At 41.1% G+C, this 18644-nt stretch carries 19 protein-coding genes and 1 pseudogene; 17 read left to right on the top strand and 3 right to left on the bottom strand.

All coding sequences use genetic code 11. The features are described 5' to 3' along the window. Nucleotides 1–20: 20 nt before the first annotated feature. Nucleotides 21–584, bottom strand: coding sequence for a biotin transporter BioY (locus ACR63N_RS07890; RefSeq protein ID WP_472781813.1), 564 nt, complete (start codon nucleotides 582–584; stop codon nucleotides 21–23). Nucleotides 585–708: 124 nt separating this feature from the next. Between ACR63N_RS07890 and ACR63N_RS07885 the strand changes: the two genes are divergently transcribed. From ACR63N_RS07885 to radA, 15 genes and pseudogenes are all read left to right on the top strand, one after another. Then, nucleotides 709–1515, top strand: a complete 807-nt coding sequence (locus ACR63N_RS07885; RefSeq protein WP_367110038.1) for a BPL-N domain-containing protein — start codon at nucleotides 709–711, stop codon at nucleotides 1513–1515. 52 nt (nucleotides 1516–1567) lie between these two features. Next, a complete protein-coding gene (locus ACR63N_RS07880) occupies nucleotides 1568–2011 on the top strand; it encodes a GNAT family N-acetyltransferase (protein ID WP_367106961.1) in 444 nt (147 codons plus the stop codon). Between the two features lie 113 nt (nucleotides 2012–2124). After that, a pseudogene (locus ACR63N_RS07875) lies at nucleotides 2125–2709 on the top strand (HD domain-containing protein). Between the two features lie 22 nt (nucleotides 2710–2731). Continuing rightward, a complete protein-coding gene (locus ACR63N_RS07870; protein ID WP_367111532.1) occupies nucleotides 2732–2917 on the top strand; it encodes a hypothetical protein in 186 nt (61 codons plus the stop codon). Between the two features lie 154 nt (nucleotides 2918–3071). Continuing rightward, nucleotides 3072–3707, top strand: a complete 636-nt coding sequence (locus ACR63N_RS07865; RefSeq protein WP_367106964.1) for a 6-pyruvoyl trahydropterin synthase family protein — start codon at nucleotides 3072–3074, stop codon at nucleotides 3705–3707. After that, entirely contained in the window at nucleotides 3707–4225 is a 519-nt protein-coding gene (tsaE, locus tag ACR63N_RS07860; RefSeq protein WP_367106965.1) for a tRNA (adenosine(37)-N6)-threonylcarbamoyltransferase complex ATPase subunit type 1 TsaE, read from the top strand. The genes ACR63N_RS07865 and tsaE overlap by 1 nt, the downstream gene beginning before the upstream one ends. Before the next feature lie 96 nt (nucleotides 4226–4321). Continuing rightward, nucleotides 4322–6172, top strand: a complete 1851-nt coding sequence (mutL, locus tag ACR63N_RS07855; protein WP_472781812.1) for a DNA mismatch repair endonuclease MutL — start codon at nucleotides 4322–4324, stop codon at nucleotides 6170–6172. A gap of 25 nt (nucleotides 6173–6197) precedes the next feature. After that, the gene (gene miaA, locus ACR63N_RS07850; protein ID WP_472781811.1) at nucleotides 6198–7310 is read left to right on the top strand and encodes a tRNA (adenosine(37)-N6)-dimethylallyltransferase MiaA; all 1113 of its coding nucleotides are present in this window, start codon (nucleotides 6198–6200) and stop codon (nucleotides 7308–7310) included. A 375-nt stretch (nucleotides 7311–7685) separates the two neighbouring features. Continuing rightward, complete coding sequence (gene hfq / locus ACR63N_RS07845) at nucleotides 7686–8216, top strand: RNA chaperone Hfq (RefSeq protein ID WP_367109499.1); 531 nt, start codon at nucleotides 7686–7688, stop codon at nucleotides 8214–8216. 191 nt (nucleotides 8217–8407) lie between these two features. After that, a complete protein-coding gene (locus tag ACR63N_RS07840; RefSeq protein ID WP_367106969.1) occupies nucleotides 8408–9400 on the top strand; it encodes a KpsF/GutQ family sugar-phosphate isomerase in 993 nt (330 codons plus the stop codon). 62 nt (nucleotides 9401–9462) lie between these two features. Next, a complete protein-coding gene (locus ACR63N_RS07835; RefSeq protein ID WP_367104403.1) occupies nucleotides 9463–10026 on the top strand; it encodes a KdsC family phosphatase in 564 nt (187 codons plus the stop codon). Then, nucleotides 10023–10637, top strand: coding sequence for an LPS export ABC transporter periplasmic protein LptC (lptC, locus tag ACR63N_RS07830; protein WP_472781810.1), 615 nt, complete (start codon nucleotides 10023–10025; stop codon nucleotides 10635–10637). The genes ACR63N_RS07835 and lptC overlap by 4 nt, the downstream gene beginning before the upstream one ends. Before the next feature lie 166 nt (nucleotides 10638–10803). Then, the gene (gene lptA / locus ACR63N_RS07825; RefSeq protein WP_367104472.1) at nucleotides 10804–11277 is read left to right on the top strand and encodes a lipopolysaccharide transport periplasmic protein LptA; all 474 of its coding nucleotides are present in this window, start codon (nucleotides 10804–10806) and stop codon (nucleotides 11275–11277) included. Between the two features lie 101 nt (nucleotides 11278–11378). Further along, on the top strand, nucleotides 11379–12149 hold the full coding sequence (gene lptB, locus ACR63N_RS07820) for an LPS export ABC transporter ATP-binding protein (RefSeq protein ID WP_472781809.1): 771 nt from the start codon (nucleotides 11379–11381) through the stop codon (nucleotides 12147–12149). 171 nt (nucleotides 12150–12320) lie between these two features. Beyond that, nucleotides 12321–13766: a DNA repair protein RadA gene (radA, locus tag ACR63N_RS07815; RefSeq protein ID WP_367106970.1), complete on the top strand. Its 1446-nt coding sequence runs from the start codon at nucleotides 12321–12323 to the stop codon at nucleotides 13764–13766. A 127-nt stretch (nucleotides 13767–13893) separates the two neighbouring features. Here radA and ACR63N_RS07810 read toward each other — a convergent pair whose 3' ends face one another. Next, a complete protein-coding gene (locus ACR63N_RS07810) occupies nucleotides 13894–14514 on the bottom strand; it encodes a septal ring lytic transglycosylase RlpA family protein (RefSeq protein ID WP_472781808.1) in 621 nt (206 codons plus the stop codon). A gap of 966 nt (nucleotides 14515–15480) precedes the next feature. Next, entirely contained in the window at nucleotides 15481–16626 is a 1146-nt protein-coding gene (gene rodA / locus ACR63N_RS07805) for a rod shape-determining protein RodA (protein WP_367104406.1), read from the bottom strand. A gap of 473 nt (nucleotides 16627–17099) precedes the next feature. Here rodA and ACR63N_RS07800 point away from each other — a divergent pair, with 473 nt between their 5' ends. Continuing rightward, nucleotides 17100–17993 carry a D-Ala-D-Ala carboxypeptidase family metallohydrolase gene (locus ACR63N_RS07800; RefSeq protein WP_367106972.1) on the top strand — a complete coding sequence of 298 codons (894 nt, stop codon included), beginning with the start codon at nucleotides 17100–17102 and terminating at the stop codon, nucleotides 17991–17993. A gap of 131 nt (nucleotides 17994–18124) precedes the next feature. After that, nucleotides 18125–18634: a hypothetical protein gene (locus ACR63N_RS07795; protein ID WP_367104408.1), complete on the top strand. Its 510-nt coding sequence runs from the start codon at nucleotides 18125–18127 to the stop codon at nucleotides 18632–18634. The last annotated feature ends 10 nt before the right edge of the window (nucleotides 18635–18644 follow it).

Raw genomic sequence — 18644 nt, 5'->3', positions numbered from 1 at the left:
GTCAGCTAGTAGACTCAAAATTATAACTTTGAGAAAAAGTTATGAGTGGGTACTACTAAAGCTGCCGCTAGTACTGCTTTGATAATGCCACCAATAATAAAGGGGTACAACCCAAACTGTAATACCGTGCCTTTGGGTACAAAAAAGGAGAGATGGATAAGACCAAATACAAAGACAGCAGCAGTGGCTATCAGCGCCACTAAGGTGCTCATAACATAGCTTTTTAAAATGCCTTTATCACTGAAGTAACCTAAGATGGCGACAGAGGCGATAAATCCATATAGATAACCGCCAGTAGGACCAAAGAACGCAGCAAGTCCAGCTGAGCCCGTAGCAAAGACAGGTAGACCAATAGCACCTTGAAACAGATATAGAAGTACCGCTGCGATACCAGCTTTCCTGCCTAATGCTAATCCCACCACCGTAACAGCTAGGGTTTGTCCCGTAATGGGCACCGGATACATGGGGACAGAGATCTGCGCGAATATTGCAATCATTATCGATCCAAGAATAGCTTTTATAAAAAAAGTACTCTGCTCATGAGACATAAACCAGCGTTTCGTTGATGCTAATACGGTTGTCATAGCTACTCCTTGCTTATTAATATATAGTGTACAACTGTGTACCTGGATTTAAAGTATACTATTGCTCACTGAGTTTCAACTTTTATTTTACTGACAATAAATCAGCGCTTGGATAGTAGGTTTTATGGTAGATAAGGAAGTCACAATCTGGGTTTATAGCGATGCAGGCAGCAGTGAGCTCAGTGTCAAATCTGCTTTGGCAGCCGTGGCAAAAAAACTAAAAATAGATTCTATTGCCACTGTACAAACCATCTCTAGCGCAGACATTCTTGATAATAAGCTTAGTAATGAATCAAAAGGTAAAAATATCTTAATTATGCCAGGCGGCGCTGACCTACCTTATTGCCAAAAGCTCAATGGGCGAGGTAATGATATTATCCGCAAGTTTATTAGTAAAGGTAATATTTATATCGGTATTTGTGCCGGCGGTTATTATGGCGCACGTGAAATTCAATTCTCAGGGCAATCTTCAGAACAAGGCTATGAGATCAATGGCGATCGTGAGTTGGCCTTTTTTTCAGGAACCGCTATTGGCAGTATAAAAGCATTTACTAATGGGCAGCTGTATGATGAAAAAACGTCGTCCAAAGCTATGGTCACTCTAAACTATGCTAATGCTCAGCAAGACCACGTTTATTATCATGGCGGTGCGTATTTTTCAGCCGATGCAGATGCTAGTTTTGATATTGTAGCGACCTATATTGATGGCAAAAATGCTGTGGTTAGTGGCGATTTTGGAGCAGGAAAATATCTGCTTTCAGGTGTGCATTTTGAGCTGTGTCCGATTATCTATGAGAAATACGTAGTCGCTCAAGCCAGTAACGTTGATATAAAAAAAGAGAGGGATTTATTGTTAGCTATTAGTCACGAGCACTATGGCGCACTGATTTATAAAGAGATTGAGAAGATAATGGTAGAGATGTTTGTTTGAAGGAATAAACCTCTTGAATGAAATAAGTGAACCAAGTAAACAACGAGAAAAAATGCAAATTGTAAAAGTTACCATAGCAGACATAAGCCTAGTTGCCCCTTTATTCGATCAATACCGAGTATTTTATGACAAGCCTAGCGACTTAGATTTGGCGCACTCTTTTATAGAAGCACGAATTAAGCATAGGGAATCAGTTATATTTCTAGCCATAAACGCGGAAGGTGAAGCGGTTGGCTTTACCCAACTTTATCCAAACTTCTCCTCAGTGTCTGCAGTGCGAACTTGGATATTAAATGATTTGTATGTGATCGACAAATTACGCGGGCAAGGCACTAGTAAACAGTTACTTAATACGGCTCGAGATTATGCCATTAGCACTGGAGCTAAAGGCATAAGCTTAGAGACAGCGCCAGACAATATTGGCGCACAAAAACTGTATGAATCTTTAGGCTACAAGCGTGAGATGGATTACCATCACTATTCTTTAAGTTTGTAGATTAGGCTTGTTGAGGTTCTTTAGATATCTAACAACATGCAAGACAAGTAGTGGCTATAGTGCAAAAGTAGTTTTTAGTTATTAAGTAATAAATTTTAAATAAGGAGCCTACCTTGCCAGATGATCTAAATGCCATTACAGAGTATTTGCTGGAGCTTGATGCACTAAAGCTTGTCAATCGCCGTACTTACATCGACGGTGGATTGCGTGTTGAAAATTCAGCGGAGCATTCATGGCATTTAGCTATGGCTTGCTGGACAATTTCAAGAAGTTTTAATCTGGCTATCTCTGAAGAGAAGCTATTAAAGCTGGCACTAATCCATGACTTAGGTGAGATTGATGCGGGCGACACTTTTTTATATGACGTCAATAGAACCAGCGCTCACAACGCTGAGCGATAAGGGGTAAAGCGTTTAGAGAAACATAATGGCAATGCAGTTACTGAACTATCTAAACTTTGGGAAGAGCAAGAGACAGGTAATAGCTTAGAGACTAAGCTATTAAAAGTGGTCGATAGGTTATTACCATTTTTGCATAACATAAATAGTGAAGGCAAAACTTGGCGGGAGTCAAGCGTCAAGTACTCGCAAGTTGCCAGTGCTCATGCTTTTATCGCTGACGATTTCCCTGAGATTCACGCTTGGATGACCCATTATCTAAATGCAGCGTTAGAGGCAGGCTGGTTGCAGGATTGTTAATAAGTATTAATAGGGTGATACTATGAAATTTTTAGAGCTTAAAGTTCCGCCTGTGTTACAAGTTTTCGTTGTAGGTGCTGCGATGTATGGCGTCTCCAAATCACTTCCCGAATTACAGTTCTCTCTCCCTGGCTCAAAATGGCTAGGCGGTAGAGTACTTATCTTTAGAAATGCCGTGCAATATTTGACAGGTTTTATTAATGTTTAATGCAGTTACGTTAATAAGCGCTTACTTACGGATACATAGTGATTTGCTATAATAAGCGCTTCGCTGATTATTATGTTTGGTACCTTATTAGCCTAATCGCCTTGGTAATGTTATCTAGCAAAATAATACTCACAACTTGGGTCAACTTATTCTTATGCGTATTCGTAAACTCTTCAAATTTGAAAATGCTCATATTGTGCGCAACTGTAGCTCTGAGCGCTGCAAACATTCTATCCATGGGCACAGCTATCAGATCGAATTGATTTTAGAAGCTCACCGTCTCGACCATGGACAAATGGTTTATGATTTTGGTCTATTGAAGTCCTCTATCAAGGATATTATAGACAGCTTCGATCACGCCATTTGTTTTTGGAACCAAGACGATCCTGAATATATTGCTGCTTGCAAAAAGTTTAGCGCACGCTGGATAAGCTTGCCTGTATCGCCATCGGCAGAGCAGTTCTCGCGGGTGATATTTTTTTGGGCAAAAGAGATTCTAGCGCAGACGCAAATGCAAAATGGTGAAGCGGATGTCAGCGTTTACTCGGTTATTGCGCATGAGACAGCAACGGGTTATGCACAGTGTTTCGCCGATGATGTGGCAAACGAGCAGATGGGTAAGCTGACACTCAAAGACTTTGAATTTAGCGAGCAAGTGCGTAGTGAGTGGCATGATGCCGATATGTATGAGAAGCTAATTTGTGGTGAGCGTTTTGTCAATCCGTCAGTTACCATGCAGGTGCATTCAAAAGAGCAAGTTCATACAAAACAAGAGGCAGGTAAAGTCTGATGTCTAACGTTAACGATACCTCCATCAACAATAAACATTTTCAAATATTAACTCTGTATTCAGAGGCTCATACCGAACGTTTGGCTCAGCAGCTAGCCGCCTTGGTATCGTCAGGAAGTGTCTGGCTGTCAGGTGACTTGGGCGCTGGCAAAACGACTTTGACACGTTATTGGCTACAAGCCATCGGTCATAAAGGTGCAGTAAAAAGCCCAACTTATACTTTGATTGAACCTTATAGTATTGAGCAAGATAATAAGCCCAATAAGCTGGTCTATCATACGGATTTATACCGCATAGAAGATCCTGAGGAATTGTCGCTCATAGGTTTTGATGAGTACCTCGATGATCCAAATGCGCTGGTTATTATAGAGTGGCCAAGCCGAGCAGACAGTTATTTACCGCCGCCAACTTTATTTATTGATATCACCCAAGGCGTTGATGATTCACGCCAAGTAGAGCTGCAGCTCTCAAAAGTAGGCCAGGCTCAGGGTCTAGATTTATCGCTAATAAAAGTGTAGTTGCGACCCAAAAACTTACCTAGATTTTCTCTAACATATAGACTTGATCTACTATCTACAAAATATACAAGAGTATGCAACATATAAAACCCATTAATGTCAGATGATTATCTTAAGACTCGCATCAAAAAGTTATCGCCGCTGCTGATCAATCAATTAGCAGCAGGTGAGGTAGTGACGCGCCCTGCTGCAGTAGTGAAAGAATTGCTTGAGAACGCTATTGATGCTGGTGCTACCCGTGTTGAAGTGCGTATTACGCAAGGTGGTATGGGTATGATTGAAGTGACTGATAATGGTAGCGGTATTCATCCTGATGATATGGTAATGGCGATTACCCGCCATGCGACCAGCAAAGTTGCCGACGTGGCTAACTTGCATGGTATTGAAACTTTGGGGTTTCGCGGTGAAGCATTGGCTGCGACGGCTGCAGTCTCTCGGTTGACACTGACTAGCAGTCACGATGATAGCGGTATTGGTCGCCAGTTACAGGTTGCAGGCATTCTGGCTCAGACGCCGACTTTGGTGCCTGTCGTCCATAAGCGCGGAACAACGGTGACAGTAAAGGACTTATACTTCAACGTGCCAGCTCGACGCGGCAATCTTAAGTCTATTGCTACCGAATTCGGTCACATTGAAACTATCGTTTGTGAGGTCGCTTTAGCGCGCGCTGATGTAGCGCTAAGCCTTTATCATGATAATAAAAAGCGTTTATCTTTATCGGGTACGCTGACTCATGCTACTAATAACTTAAATACGGCCAGTAGTTTAGATGGTAGTGATAGTCATTTGCCACTTTTACCTTTGGCACGTCTTGAGCAGGCGCTAGGTGTAGTACTAAATGATCGCGCTATAGCGGTGACAGTAGATTTATCCAGCCTTTTGCAGCACTCTACCAAAGCTGCCACTGAACAAAGTCTAGGCAATAAAGCTAGTATTAGCGGTTGGCTGTGGCCAATAAATGATCAGCAAGACGCGCTACCAAAACTGCTTTATATTAATGGGCGTCTGATAAAAGAACCCATTGTTAGTAATCAGCTGCGCCAGCTGGCACAAAGCGCTAATTTTAAAGGTCTCGGTTACGCGTTGTACTTCAATCTACCTTCTCACTGGCTCAATATCAACGTCCATCCTACCAAACAGCGCATTAAGATTAGTCCGCTGAACAACATCATAGCGCATCTAAGTCATAGTATTCGCCTTAAACTTAAAGCGCTAGATAAGCCCGACTCTTCAAACAAAGAAGTCTTTGTGCCGCGAAAATTAAATCATAATATTAAAGTTGATGCTTCCAATAGTTTTTTGAAAACGTCGTCTTTATTGCCGCAAGTGCAAGCGCCAAAGCACGACTATCAATACTCGAAGACGATTACTCGGGAGGATTTAGAGCAGTCACTACAAGCTGATTTAAATTTTAGCGATAAGCAAGTAGCCACAAATAAAGGTAGTACTAATCGTACAGGTTTAACCAATACTATTGAGGCGTCTGAGACAGATGATCTTCTAGCTCTACCTTATTGTTTAGACGTTATTAGTCAGCTACCAGTCAGGAGTTTGCCTGAACATAGCCATTCTGAACATACCTCTTTTAAAAATAATTTGGCAAGCAACCAGTCCTCAAATAGCCACGAGTTAGGTGTAAGACCCGAAAGTGAGACGGACTCATTGCCATGGCTGTTGCTTTATTATGGAAATAAATTACTACTTGTGAGCGCAAAGGCTTGGCAGTTGAATCTAGACTCATTGTTTGAGTCAAATACCTTTAACAACGAAATACCAGCTGATGCCAGACAGTTTAATGAGCAGTTAAGTCGCTATGCCGCGCAGATGTCGACGCAGGATTTGCTAGCGTTCACAACTGATATTGGGGCGCTAGTAACTAAGCAAGCAATAGGGACTGTAGATACGCCAGCTTTAGTGGTATCAATATTGTCGTCTCAAACTAGCTAATCTATTTATATAATCTGCTAATTATATGACTTACCAAGGTAATCGTATGTCCTCTCATGTTTTATCAAAAAAATTGTCTCAAAAGCTGCCTGATAACAGTGTGGTATGCTTGATGGCGCCAACGGCCAGTGGTAAGACTGCACTTGCCTATGAGCTATATGATACGGGGCGCTATGAGCTGATATCAGTAGACTCGGCACTAATATACCGCGATATGAATATCGGGACAGCCAAACCGTCAGCTGCTGAGCTTGAGCGTTATCCCCATCATTTAGTTAATATTATTGATCCTACTCAAACTTATAGTGTAGCTCAGTTCGTCAACGACGTAGCCCTGCTCATCGATCGCTGTCACCAAAGCCATAAAATACCGTTACTGGTTGGCGGTACGATGATGTATTACATGGCGCTACTCGATGGATTATCCCCTGTTCCTGATAGTGATGAGAGCGTACGTAAACAAGTAGAGCAGTGGCGACAAAACGACGGTATTGAAGCGTTGTACCAGTATCTAGCCGGAGTTGATCCTATTAGTCATAAACGTCTAAAGCCTACTGACACTCAGCGTATCACGCGTGCTATTGAAGTTTATTTGCAAACTAAAATACCGATAAGTGATTGGCAACAGCAACCTAAGCAAGCTTTAGCTAACAATCCAGACCAGCAGTGGCATGCACTGGCAGTGATACCTGAGCGCACTTGGCTGCATAAGCGTATTGCTCAGCGTTTGGATATCATGTGGGAGGAGGGGCTGGTTACAGAGGTTATTTATTTACTCAATAACTATGCTTTAACGCCTAGTATGCCATCAATGCGCTGCGTCGGTTATCGGCAAGTATTAGAGTATTTGGTGCAAACCAATCATCCTGTTTTCGATCAACCGCATCTGGATAAAGAACTATTTTATAATACTTTTGATTGTGCTAATCCAGAGGTAACGAGTAGTATGGCTTGTCAAGAAATGCAAAACAAAGCTTTATATGCCACAAGACAACTTGCAAAAAGACAGTACACTTGGCTACGTAAATTAGTTCAATTACAAAATCTAAATAGCGACCCCGCTGAAGATGAAAAGAGTAACAAAATTGTAATATCATCATTGACAACAATGAGGCAAGCTGGTAATTATCTGCGCTAACGTTCAGGTAATAAGAGATAACAAAGGTATGGCAAGCTATTGTTCAATAATAAATGGTAATAATATCTAAGCTACAAGCAAAATAACTGTTATAATTTAATATCAATTTTGATACTAAATGGTAAGAAAGCAAACATCGGTTATCTTTGTTACTATTAGGTAGTATTTATTAAAAGCACTGTACAAACAAGTAGTTACTGAAATATTTACAAGAAAACCGTACTTTTTCAGAGTCACATAACTCAAGAAACCATCAGTGCTTATTTAAATACATTTTATGAATAAAATTTATTATTGTATCTTTTTTTAACCATTATAATTAAATAAGCACTTATAATAACTAACATTCAAAATATAATAATTAGGAGAGTTTTTATGTCAAAGGGACAAACATTACAAGATCCGTTCTTAAACTCACTGCGCAAAGATCGCATTCCTGTTTCTATTTTTTTGGTCAACGGTATCAAACTCCAAGGCCAGATTGAGTCATTTGATCAATATGTTGTTTTACTTAAAAATACAGTCAGTCAGATGGTTTATAAACATGCTATCTCAACAGTAGTACCAGCGCGCAATCCACGGGGTACGACAACTACAGCAGCTTCAGGCAGCGCTATACAGAACCCAGGGGCAGCTGGTTATCAAGGCGCAAACCCTAGTTTTGAGCGCGGTAGTAATACGGGTAGTGGCTTTGAAGAACGCGGTTTTGCCTCCAATCGTAGCGGTTTCAATCGTGGCGGTTTTGGTCAGGGTCAAGACCGGGGTTTTGAGCGTGGAAGCTTAGGTCAGGATCGTGGTTTTGAGCGTGGAGGCTTAGGTCAAGATCGTGGTCTTGAGACCCCAGCAGAGAATGACGTATCCAGTGCCAAATCAGATGAAGACTTTGGTAATGACGACAACAGCTAATTAAGACGGTTATAAAAGCTAATTATCTACGTATTTGCCAACGAAAAGACCTGCTTTTAAGTGGGTTTTTTTTGTATAAGTTAAGAAGATTTTGCTATGTTTTTATCAACATTGTTTTTAGCTGCATTTCTAATATTGATCACAATATAGTAAAATACGCCATTGTTAAATTACTAGTAACGGGTTAGACCATGAATAACTGCGCAAGCAAGCAAACTTACGATCAACATATAAGCCATGCTATCGATGCTATTAATACTGAAAAGGCGGCATTAGCACTGCTAACCGAACAAATAGATGATCGATTTGCTAAGGCTTGCGATATTATTTTGGCGTGTAAGGGACGAGTGGTCGTGACAGGTATGGGTAAGTCAGGGCTGATCGGTCGTAAGATAGCAGCTACTTTTGCCTCCACTGGCACCCCTGCATTTTTTATGCATCCAGGAGAGGCAGGTCATGGTGATCTAGGCATGTTAGTCAAAGGTGATGTGCTGCTAGCTATTTCAAACTCTGGCGAATCAGATGAGATTAAGACTCTCTTGCCAGTAGTAAAGCGGTTAGGCATTCCGCTGATTAGCATCAGTCGTGACCAACGCGGCATGTTGCCTCGCGCCGCCGATATCATACTGACACTAGGTAAGTCAAAGGAGGCTTGTCCATTGAACCTTGCCCCCACCTCTAGTACTACCGCTACTTTAGCGCTGGGGGATGCATTAGCCGTTGCCTTGGTACATGCTCGTAATTTTACCTCAGAAGATTTTGCTTTATCCCATCCTGCCGGCGCGCTTGGTCGTCAGCTACTAACGCGGGTTGAGGATCTTATGCATAGCGAATCTGAGAGCTTGCCTATTATTGATCAACGAGCGCCGCTACAAGAGGCCCTATTTATTATGTCTGCGGGACGATTGGGTATGACGGTGGTGGTTGACGATGAACAAAAGGTTGTAGGAGTGTTTACTGATGGCGACTTACGCCGTGGGTTAGAAAGAGGAATCGATCTTGCAACACCCATGCATGAGGTAATGACCAGCAACCCACGTCAAGTCAGCAAAACCATGCGTGCCTCAGATGCCCTTAGCGTCATGAATGAAAATGCGATCAGTCAGTTATTGGTAATAGACGAACAAGAGCGCTTAGATGCTATCATTACGGTACATGACTTGCTGCAAGCAGGCGTAAAATAAACACTTAACTTTACGTTATACGCGCTTCATGCTTTAATAAAAGACTTTATAAGAGATACATTATGCAAGACTTAATCAAAAAAGCTGGTCAAGTTAAAATGCTTATTTTAGATGTTGATGGTATTTTATCCAACGGTCAGATTATCTATGATGCTACTGGTACTGAGACCAAAGCCTTTTCAGTACAAGACGGTATAGGGATTAAGTCCTTGGCGCGTTATGGTATCCTGACGGCTATTATTACTGGCCGTAGTAGTCCTATGGTGGACAAACGTGCGGTTGAGATAGGCATTGATTATGTCGTACAAGGCCGTGATGATAAGTTGATCGCTTTAAATGAGCTGCTGTTAACACTTGATCCAAAGCTAAATATCAGCGCGGCTGACTGTGCTTATATGGGTGATGATCTACCGGATATTAAGGCCATGCAAACGGTTGGTTTTGCTGCTACTGTACCCAACGCTCATACAGAGGTTATCAATCGCAGTGATATGGTGACGACTCGTAGCGGGGGCATGGGCGCGGTACGTGAGGTATGTGATCTTATCTTAAAAGGTCACGGTCATTATCAGGATTTTATTGCTCGCTATACGCTTGATGAATCATCTCAGGATAACTTGTCGTGAATACTCGGATACTAATCGTCTTGGCTTTAATTATTGCCGGTATTGCAGGGTGGTTCTTTCAGCAACAAGGTAAGATATCGCCACCTGTCAATATAGAGGCTTCAGAAGTTGATTACGAGGCTACAGATATTCAGGCGGTACAGACCAATGAGCAAGGTGAAACAGAGTACGAGCTTAACGCCGAATCACTAACTCATAATCCTGAAACCAATCTAGATGAGATGTCTGGTATTACTATGAACTGGGAGCCATCCGCTGAGCTGCGTTATCGAATCCAAGCTGGTAGTGCTACCATTAATCAGCAGACGGGCGAGCTGAGCTTATCAGGAGGTTTTACTCTTGTTAGCGAGGATACCGTGGACGCAGAGGAGAGCGGTACAAATAGTACTAGTAATTCAGATAAAGAACCTATTCAAGTGACTGGTCAGACCTTAAAGGGTAACACTAAATCTAGACAAGTCTATAGTGATGAAGCTGTCAAGGTGGTACAAGGTATGAACCGTTTTGAGGCCTCAAACATGATAGCCAATCTTGAAACGGGGGAATATGAGTTTGGGCAAGTTGCCGTTTCATTCACACCAGCTGAGCGTCAAGATCAAGCTTTGTTTTAATCTTTTGTGTGGATACTACCTGATAGTTTAAAAGTTTGTGGTACCTATTAATAATCAACTATAAAAAGAGTAACGGCGTATGAAATCTAAATTGTTGTCTGCCAAGCATTTTAAAGCGCAGCGCTACCTAAGTAAACGGCGTGCGTTACCGATCGCTGTGCTATTCATGCTGCCTTTATATAGCCAAGCATTACCCTCAGATGCCAATCAAGAGATCAAACTTTTAGCAGATAAGGCTACCTATAGCGAGCGTACTGGGGTTACCAGTTACTCCGGCAATGTCATTATTACGCAGGGTACGCTCAAGCTTACCGCTGATAATATAACCGTTAATTTGTCACCGCAGCGCAGTATTAATTCTGCTGTTGCAACAGGACGTCCTGCGACTATGCAGCAAGTGGTTACTCAAGAAAAAGGCTTAGCGAAAGGACAAGCTAACGAGATTGAGTACAACGCAGTAAATGGCATTATTACGCTAAAAGGTAATGCTAAATTGACCCAAAATGGCGCTAGCTTTGCTGGTAATGTCATACGTTATAGTCTAAAGGCAGGTGATGTTGAGGCAACTGCGGGAAGCAGCCAGCGGGTTGAGCTGATACTGCCGCCTAGCAGTAATACCAATCAAAGTGGTATACGCTAACTGAGCGTTTATTTATCTAAGTTCTAAATGTGTCAAGATTCATCAAACTTGTCTTTAAAGCTGGTACCTGTCTTCATGTTATATAATAGTCTGAGTAAGTTATGAGCGAGTATAGAAACACTGATCAGCGGTCGCCAGTGAGCCCTGCTGTGCGCCTAGTTATGCAAAATCTAGGTAAACGTTATGGCAAGCGCTGGGTAGTAAAAGATGTCTCATTTTCTGTTGAGCAAGGTCAAGTCGTAGGCTTATTAGGACCTAACGGCGCTGGTAAAACAACCAGTTTTTACATGGTAGTTGGTCTGGTTAATATGGATAAAGGCCGGGTTACTTTAGGTAAAATGGACTTATCAAAATATGCTATGCATGAGCGTGCCCGCGCTGGTATCGGATATTTGCCGCAAGAAGCGTCTATCTTTCGTAAGCTATCCATTGAAGATAATATTTTAGCTATTTTACAAACCCGTAAAGAATTAACGAGCACTGAACAAGGCCAGGAGCTTGAAAAACTGATCGGTGAGTTCCATCTAGAACATGTGCGAAAATCGCTAGGCATGAGTGTCTCAGGCGGCGAGCGTCGCCGCTGTGAGATTGCACGCGCTTTAGCGGCTGATCCTAAGTTTATATTGTTAGACGAGCCTTTTGCTGGCGTAGATCCTATCTCGGTAAGCGATATAAAAGAGGTCATTATGACCCTCAAGAATCGTGGTATCGGAGTGTTAATTACTGATCATAACGTTCGAGATACGCTAGCCATTTGCGAGAAAGCTTATATCGTCTCAGAGGGCGCTATTATCGCTGATGGCACGGCACAAGATATTCTAAACAATGATTTAGTAAAATCTGTCTATTTGGGTAAGGATTTTCAAGCTTAAACACCTTCTTATAGCTCTATTCTTATCTGTATCAATCAAAACAACTGGTTTAACAAAATACTTTACCTATCCTAATCATTTTATGAGCTGACCGTGTCAACGGTAGCTCGTTATTCTTTGTAACTCTAATTATTTTTTCTTTATCTGCTACTCAAAGAAGGCCTATACACGATGGCAAAAAATAAAAGCAGCTATGTCTGCCAGCACTGCGCTGCTCACTTTGGTAAATGGTCGGGACAATGTTCTGATTGTGGCGAATGGAATAGCTTGGTTGAAGCTCCTAATGTCAGCATGCCCCATCATAATAAAAGCACCTCTAAGCCCACAGCCAATCGCGGCGGTACACCGCGCAGCGTAAGCGCTAATGCACCAGCCGGGAACTATTCAGGGACACATAGTGCAGTTATGCCGCTAAATGCGGTCAGTGTGACTTTAGATGCGCGTATGCCAACCGGAATCAGCGAGTTTGATCGCGTGTTGGGCGGCGGTTTGGTAGCAGGTTCTGTAGTGCTTATCGGCGGCGATCCAGGTATTGGTAAGTCCACTATTCTTTTGCAAACAGCGACCAATATGGCGCGCGCAGATTCGCTAGCAGGCAGCGCGCTATATGTGACAGGTGAGGAGTCGCTCGCGCAAGTAGCGATGCGTGCCAAACGCTTAGATTTACCCGCTGATCGCTTGCGAGTACTGGCCGAAACCAATGTTGAAACTATTTGCGCCGCCCTTACTCAAGAGCAGCCAGCTATAGCGATCATTGACTCTATCCAAACTATTTATACCGATGCCATAAATTCAGCACCGGGCGGGGTCAGTCAAATTCGCGAGTCGGCTGCTATTTTAACCCGCTATGCCAAACAGACAGGTACCGCGCTATTTTTAGTGGGTCATGTGACCAAAGAAGGTACATTGGCAGGTCCAAGAGTACTTGAGCATATGGTTGATACCGTGCTCTACTTTGAGGGTCAGTCTGACTCGCGCTTTCGTATGATTCGCGCGGTAAAAAACCGTTTTGGCGCGGTCAATGAGCTAGGTATCTTTGGTATGACAGATATGGGTCTTAAAGAAGTTGCCAATCCCTCAGCTATTTTTTTGAGCCGCTATGATAAGCCCGTTGCCGGTTCAGTAGTTATGGTCAGCCGAGAAGGCACACGTCCACTTCTGGTTGAAGTACAAGCGCTCGTAGATGATTCTCAAGGGCAGCCAAGGCGGATGGCCTTAGGGCTTGATTTTCAGCGATTATCGATGCTGCTAGCCGTTATGCATCGGCATGGCGGCATCCATACTAGCGGGCAGGATGTTTATGTCAATGTGGTGGGCGGCGTAAAAGTAATAGAGACAGGTTCTGATCTGGCAGTGCTACTGGCCTGCGCCTCTAGTATCAAAGAAAAAGCGCTGCCTTCATCATTAGCTGTGTTTGGTGAAGTAGGGTTGTCAGGGGAGATACGTCCTGTCCCTAACGGGCAAGAGCGGCTAAAAGAGGCTATGAAGCATGGATTTACTCATGCCATCATCCCCAAAGCGAACGCTCCTGCTAGTACCTCAGCACAGTTTAAAGGTATTAGCGTAATAGCTGTAGAGCGCCTAGACGATGCCATCGAAAAAGCATTTGAGATATAGTTTTAAATACTTACTAAAATAGATATTCACTAAAAAAGGTGCCAAACTTATATGAGTCTGACACCTTTTTATATTGAAGCTATCATGTTTAACACTGAGAATATTATTTTTAATGCAGCGTCTAGAATTATGGCCCTGAAACACGTTCAATAGAAACGTTACCAACGCCTTTGTTAGTAATACCTAACTGTTTGGCAGCGCCATAGGATAAGTCTAATACTCGGTTGCCATGAAAGGGGCCACGATCATTGACTTTTACCACCACACTTTTACCATTGGTTTTATTGGTGACTTTTACATAACAATTCAGTGGCAATGAGCGATGAGCAGCGGTTAGAGCGTTCATGTCAAAAGTATCACCGCTAGCGGTCTTGCGGCCATGAAATTTACGACCATACCACGAAGCCAAACCACTCTGTTTAAACTTACTAACAGAATTAGAGGCGACTGCTGTTAGACGTTCTAACACATCTTCATCGTTAGTCACTTCGCTGCTATCATCGGTACTCGTAAGCAACGAGCTATTTAATGCTAATGATGTAGGTTGGCGGGCAGATTTGACTAAGTTTGAAGCGTTGTCGTGTTGTCGGGTAAGCTCACCAAGTACACGATCAATATGGGAGGCATTATCTTGGGAGAAAGTAGTAAGAGAGGTTTGAGCATCGACTGCATTTGCTTGAGTTGCTACTGTAGAACCAGCAAACACACACATTGACAGAGTAAGTAAACCAGATAAACGCTTATTCATAAATACCTCTATAGCTTATATTAAAACCTAGTCACAAGTCTTTGTTTACATGCATGCCAGTCAATTCATATTTAAGTTTAAACTAGTTACTATTATCAAAGGACTATATAATATTAGAAAGGTAGTACAGGACTTAAAATATAATTGATTTCTCATTTAATAATTAATACGCATAAAATAGTAGTTTGCCATCTAAAAGGTTGACTACTGAAAAACAAGCTACAAATATTAAAGCCGTCTTTTAATTAAACCTATAAAATCTTAAACGCCTACTATACGGATTAGCTACAACTAAAATATAACCAAGTGAAAAGTTTATTAGTAGCTCTGTACACTTTGTGTATCAAAAACCAGTAGAAAGTAGAGTAGCGCAAAATTTTATAAAAAACAAGTCCTAAAATATGAGCGTAATAGTTAACAATAGTTGCTAGTATAATAAGTTAATTAAGAAAGTATCTACATATTATAGTAACAATAACAACAGTTTAGAAAGATAAACATAGCCTTTCATTGTTTTCGCAGTAATACTGGTGAGGTAAAAAGATAAAAATTATTTTTGTATTTTTATTAAATTTACGGTAAAAATAATAGAATCTCTCTATATATTCGATATACCAAATATATAAATTTACTGGAAAATATAGCGAAAAACTTATACACCATTAAAACAATTTAATCTAGAAATTTTTAACGTAAGAGTATTAAAGTATTTTTTATCAGAGTAATACGCTTATTTATTTTTTATAGTTTTTCTCTAAATATAGTTTATCTTTTATAAAAACGCTACAGGATTAATAGTATGAATTTTGGTCACGCTAAAACTACGTAGATACAGTAGATGAGCGTAGGTACAGTAGATAAGCAAAAACCATACCAGTAATGTCCTAATACTAATTTGTAGCCTAAGTTTGACATCAGCTATAGTAGGCTATGGCTTGACCATAAACGAGCGACAAGACCGCACGTCTATGCGTTTACTTTATGCGTATGAATAGACATTAAAAGTCCAAATCCTGCCATTAACGTTACAATGGCAGTACCGCCGTAACTGATGAAAGGCAAAGGGACACCGACGACAGGCAGAATACCACCTACCATACCGACGTTGACAAAGATGTATACAAAGAACGACATAGCTATAGCGCCTGCTAATAAACGACTATAAATGTCAGGATTAGTGAAGGCAATATATAGTGCTCGGACTAATAGACAAGCATATATTGACATGAGAAGTATTACCCCGAGTAAACCAAACTCCTCTGAAAAAGCAGCAATGATAAAGTCAGTATGACCTTCAGGCAAAAAATGTAGATGGGATTGGGTACCATCAAGATAGCCTTTACCCGATAAACCACCAGAACCAATCGCTGTTTTGGACTGGATAATGTTCCAGCCTGCTCCTTGAGCATCGCCTTCAGGGTTGAAAAGCGTTAGTACCCTTGTCCTTTGATAGTCATGTAATAAAAAATGCCAAGCAAAGGTCACAAAAGGTACTGCTAAAGCTATGGCACCGAAGATCATCCACCATGATAATCCAGCTAAAAACAATACGAAGAGCCCACTGGCAGCTACAAGTAGAGACGTACCAAGATCCGGCTCTTTAGCAATTAATAATACTGGTACTACGATAATACCTAGTGTTATTAATACACTTGAAAATGAAGGGGGCAGATCACGTTTAGATAAAAACCAGGCGCACATCATGGGCATGCCAAGCTTCATAAACTCCGATGGTTGCACACTACCAAATCCTGGTAAATTGATCCAGCGCTGCGCGCCCATGCGTACTTCGCCAATAATATCGACTAGTACCAATAGTATTAATCCCAACACATAAAATACAGGGGTAAACGTACGATATATATTAGGCGGTACTTGCGCCATAATAAACATGGCAGTAAAGGCGACCCCATAACTAACTACTTGCCGCACAACCATGCTAACGTCTTGGGTTGAAGCACTATATAAAATCGTCAAACCAATGCAACAGATAGTTAATAGAAGGACAGTCAACCAAGGGTCTATATGAATACGCTGCCATAGTGTGCGTTCATACTGCTGACTGAAATGATGACTTTGACGAGAGAATCGGTACTGAGGATTAAAAGACATAGGCGATGGGACTATAATAGGATACTGTAATCAAACATGAAAAAGTTCAAGCAAAATACCGTTGATCATTAATAAAATTAAAAACTATATAAGGTTTGCTATAGAAAAACTAAGTATCATTAAATAGTCTTAGAACATTGATGAATTGAACTAATTAAGATACAATAATACAACTAAAATTCAATAAAAAGAAACAAATTGATGTAATAGTAATAATGTAACTCTATAATTGAATACAGTGATGATAAATGTTAATAATAAAATTATCAGTCGATACAGGTAGTAATAGTTTAGCTTGACTACCTAAAATTTGGTAGTATCGTTAAATATTTTTAGTGGTAATAATACCTATGGCTCATGTAAACAATAGAAGTCAAAGCTTTCAACATAGTTTATCCATTGAACAAGATAATACATCCAGCCACCAAAAAAACTATTGCCATTCTACAATGTTATCGTACTATATGATATCAATGATAAAACCTACATTTGCTCTTGTTATTTTTGCCAGTACTAGCGCCAGCTATGCCGCCATTTTGAATGATAGTAGCGAGAGACGTATTCAAGTTCGTCATAGCAATGCCTACATCAGCCCTTCTATCAGAACAAATGACAATAGCAGTAATAGTTTGGGCGGTGATAGTATACAAGGTTTAATCGAACAAAAGCAGCGCGAGTACAATTTTGATGCCAAACTATCGATAGAAGAGAATAAAAGCGTTAGCGTGCGTCGCCCAAATCAAAATACTCCTTCCTATAATAGTCCTACTTACTCCTCTAGATATAGTACAGTCGATAACACCTATAATCAGTTTGCGAATATGGACTTTAATTCGTGGGCCAACAGCAGCAGTTACCGAGCACAAGAGATTGCTAATTATCAACGTTACTTGAACTCACAAGTTGGTGTTCAAAACGTTCCACCACTCGAAGAGCTTTTGTCTACCGCCCGTAGCTGGAATCAATGTGGCTATGAGCCCTATCAGTTACCACCGCAGGAGCTATGGTCAAATATCGTCCCTACTTTACGACTTTATAGCCAGTTAAAGAGTCAAGGTATCTTGCCTGCAAGCAGCCAAATACGCTCTGTATATCGTAGTCCTAGCCTTAATGCCTGTGCGGGGGGTGCAAGAAACAGTAAGCATATGACCGCCAGTGCTATAGATATCTGGGTCCCAGAGTATAGTAATAATTTATGGATGCTCAGTAATCTACAAGATAGTCTGTGCCAGTTTTGGCAGTATCAAGGTCAATCTTATAATTTTGGATTGGGGCTGTATTCAACGGGAGCTATACATTTAGATACGCAAGGTTACCGCAAATGGGGCTTTAACCACGCTAGCAGTAGCTCATCTTGTCGTTACTGATATCAAATTTAGGGTTAGAGCTAAAGTTGTACTGAATAAAAGATAAAAAATAAAATGGTAATATTACATACAAATAGATTTACAAAGGATTTTGGTTTGATAATAGTGTGTATAAGTTTAAGTCTCACCATATGACTGCTCGAAGGTTAAAACTCACTTTAATGATGCCACTAATATTCCTTGTATATCTTGTCTCTTTTTTAAGTATCAGCGCTTGTAGTTCTGAAAATTCTACGTCAGTAGCGACAGATACAGCGTCCCCATCTGCTAAGCAGGAAGCTGATGACATTGAATGCAATATCAAAAACACCTACGCAAGATTGGCAGCTGAGCGTAAAGATATTTGTCCTAAACTTGTGCAAAAAGATATTGGCAGTAGTACCATTAAACGTAAGAATGAGGTCATGGTTGATAATTACTGCGATTATTTTTTATATCCCGACGCCGGACAACAGATCACTGTCGATCTCGATAGCTCTCAAATAGAAGCTTTATTAATTGTCCCTACTATCCATAACTTTGCTAACGGTAAATACCGAGTTGCCTCTTATGATAAGCACGTGATTCGCTTGACCTATGATGGCGTCGCGTATAAACCTAAGCGTTTAAACTACGACGTGTCAATAACAATCATAGATTAAACGTCGATTA

This window comes from Psychrobacter sp. M4, from assembly GCF_055699795.1.
Note: the sequence above shows the minus strand (reverse complement) of the source record. Positions and strands in the feature narration are given on the sequence as shown.

What these genes read in the sequence shown, in the direction of transcription:
- ACR63N_RS07890 (WP_472781813.1), bottom strand. Translation starts at nt 584, where the DNA reads ATGACAACCGTATTAGCATCAACGAAACGCTGGTTTATGTCTCATGAG.
- ACR63N_RS07885 (WP_367110038.1), top strand. Translation starts at nt 709, where the DNA reads ATGGTAGATAAGGAAGTCACAATCTGGGTTTATAGCGATGCAGGCAGC.
- ACR63N_RS07880 (WP_367106961.1), top strand. Translation starts at nt 1,568, where the DNA reads ATGCAAATTGTAAAAGTTACCATAGCAGACATAAGCCTAGTTGCCCCT.
- ACR63N_RS07870 (WP_367111532.1), top strand. Translation starts at nt 2,732, where the DNA reads ATGAAATTTTTAGAGCTTAAAGTTCCGCCTGTGTTACAAGTTTTCGTT.
- ACR63N_RS07865 (WP_367106964.1), top strand. Translation starts at nt 3,072, where the DNA reads ATGCGTATTCGTAAACTCTTCAAATTTGAAAATGCTCATATTGTGCGC.
- tsaE (WP_367106965.1), top strand. Translation starts at nt 3,707, where the DNA reads ATGTCTAACGTTAACGATACCTCCATCAACAATAAACATTTTCAAATA.
- mutL (WP_472781812.1), top strand. Translation starts at nt 4,322, where the DNA reads ATGTCAGATGATTATCTTAAGACTCGCATCAAAAAGTTATCGCCGCTG.
- miaA (WP_472781811.1), top strand. Translation starts at nt 6,198, where the DNA reads ATGACTTACCAAGGTAATCGTATGTCCTCTCATGTTTTATCAAAAAAA.
- hfq (WP_367109499.1), top strand. Translation starts at nt 7,686, where the DNA reads ATGTCAAAGGGACAAACATTACAAGATCCGTTCTTAAACTCACTGCGC.
- ACR63N_RS07840 (WP_367106969.1), top strand. Translation starts at nt 8,408, where the DNA reads ATGAATAACTGCGCAAGCAAGCAAACTTACGATCAACATATAAGCCAT.
- ACR63N_RS07835 (WP_367104403.1), top strand. Translation starts at nt 9,463, where the DNA reads ATGCAAGACTTAATCAAAAAAGCTGGTCAAGTTAAAATGCTTATTTTA.
- lptA (WP_367104472.1), top strand. Translation starts at nt 10,804, where the DNA reads ATGCTGCCTTTATATAGCCAAGCATTACCCTCAGATGCCAATCAAGAG.
- lptB (WP_472781809.1), top strand. Translation starts at nt 11,379, where the DNA reads ATGAGCGAGTATAGAAACACTGATCAGCGGTCGCCAGTGAGCCCTGCT.
- radA (WP_367106970.1), top strand. Translation starts at nt 12,321, where the DNA reads ATGGCAAAAAATAAAAGCAGCTATGTCTGCCAGCACTGCGCTGCTCAC.
- ACR63N_RS07810 (WP_472781808.1), bottom strand. Translation starts at nt 14,514, where the DNA reads ATGAATAAGCGTTTATCTGGTTTACTTACTCTGTCAATGTGTGTGTTT.
- rodA (WP_367104406.1), bottom strand. Translation starts at nt 16,626, where the DNA reads ATGTCTTTTAATCCTCAGTACCGATTCTCTCGTCAAAGTCATCATTTC.
- ACR63N_RS07800 (WP_367106972.1), top strand. Translation starts at nt 17,100, where the DNA reads ATGATAAAACCTACATTTGCTCTTGTTATTTTTGCCAGTACTAGCGCC.
- ACR63N_RS07795 (WP_367104408.1), top strand. Translation starts at nt 18,125, where the DNA reads ATGACTGCTCGAAGGTTAAAACTCACTTTAATGATGCCACTAATATTC.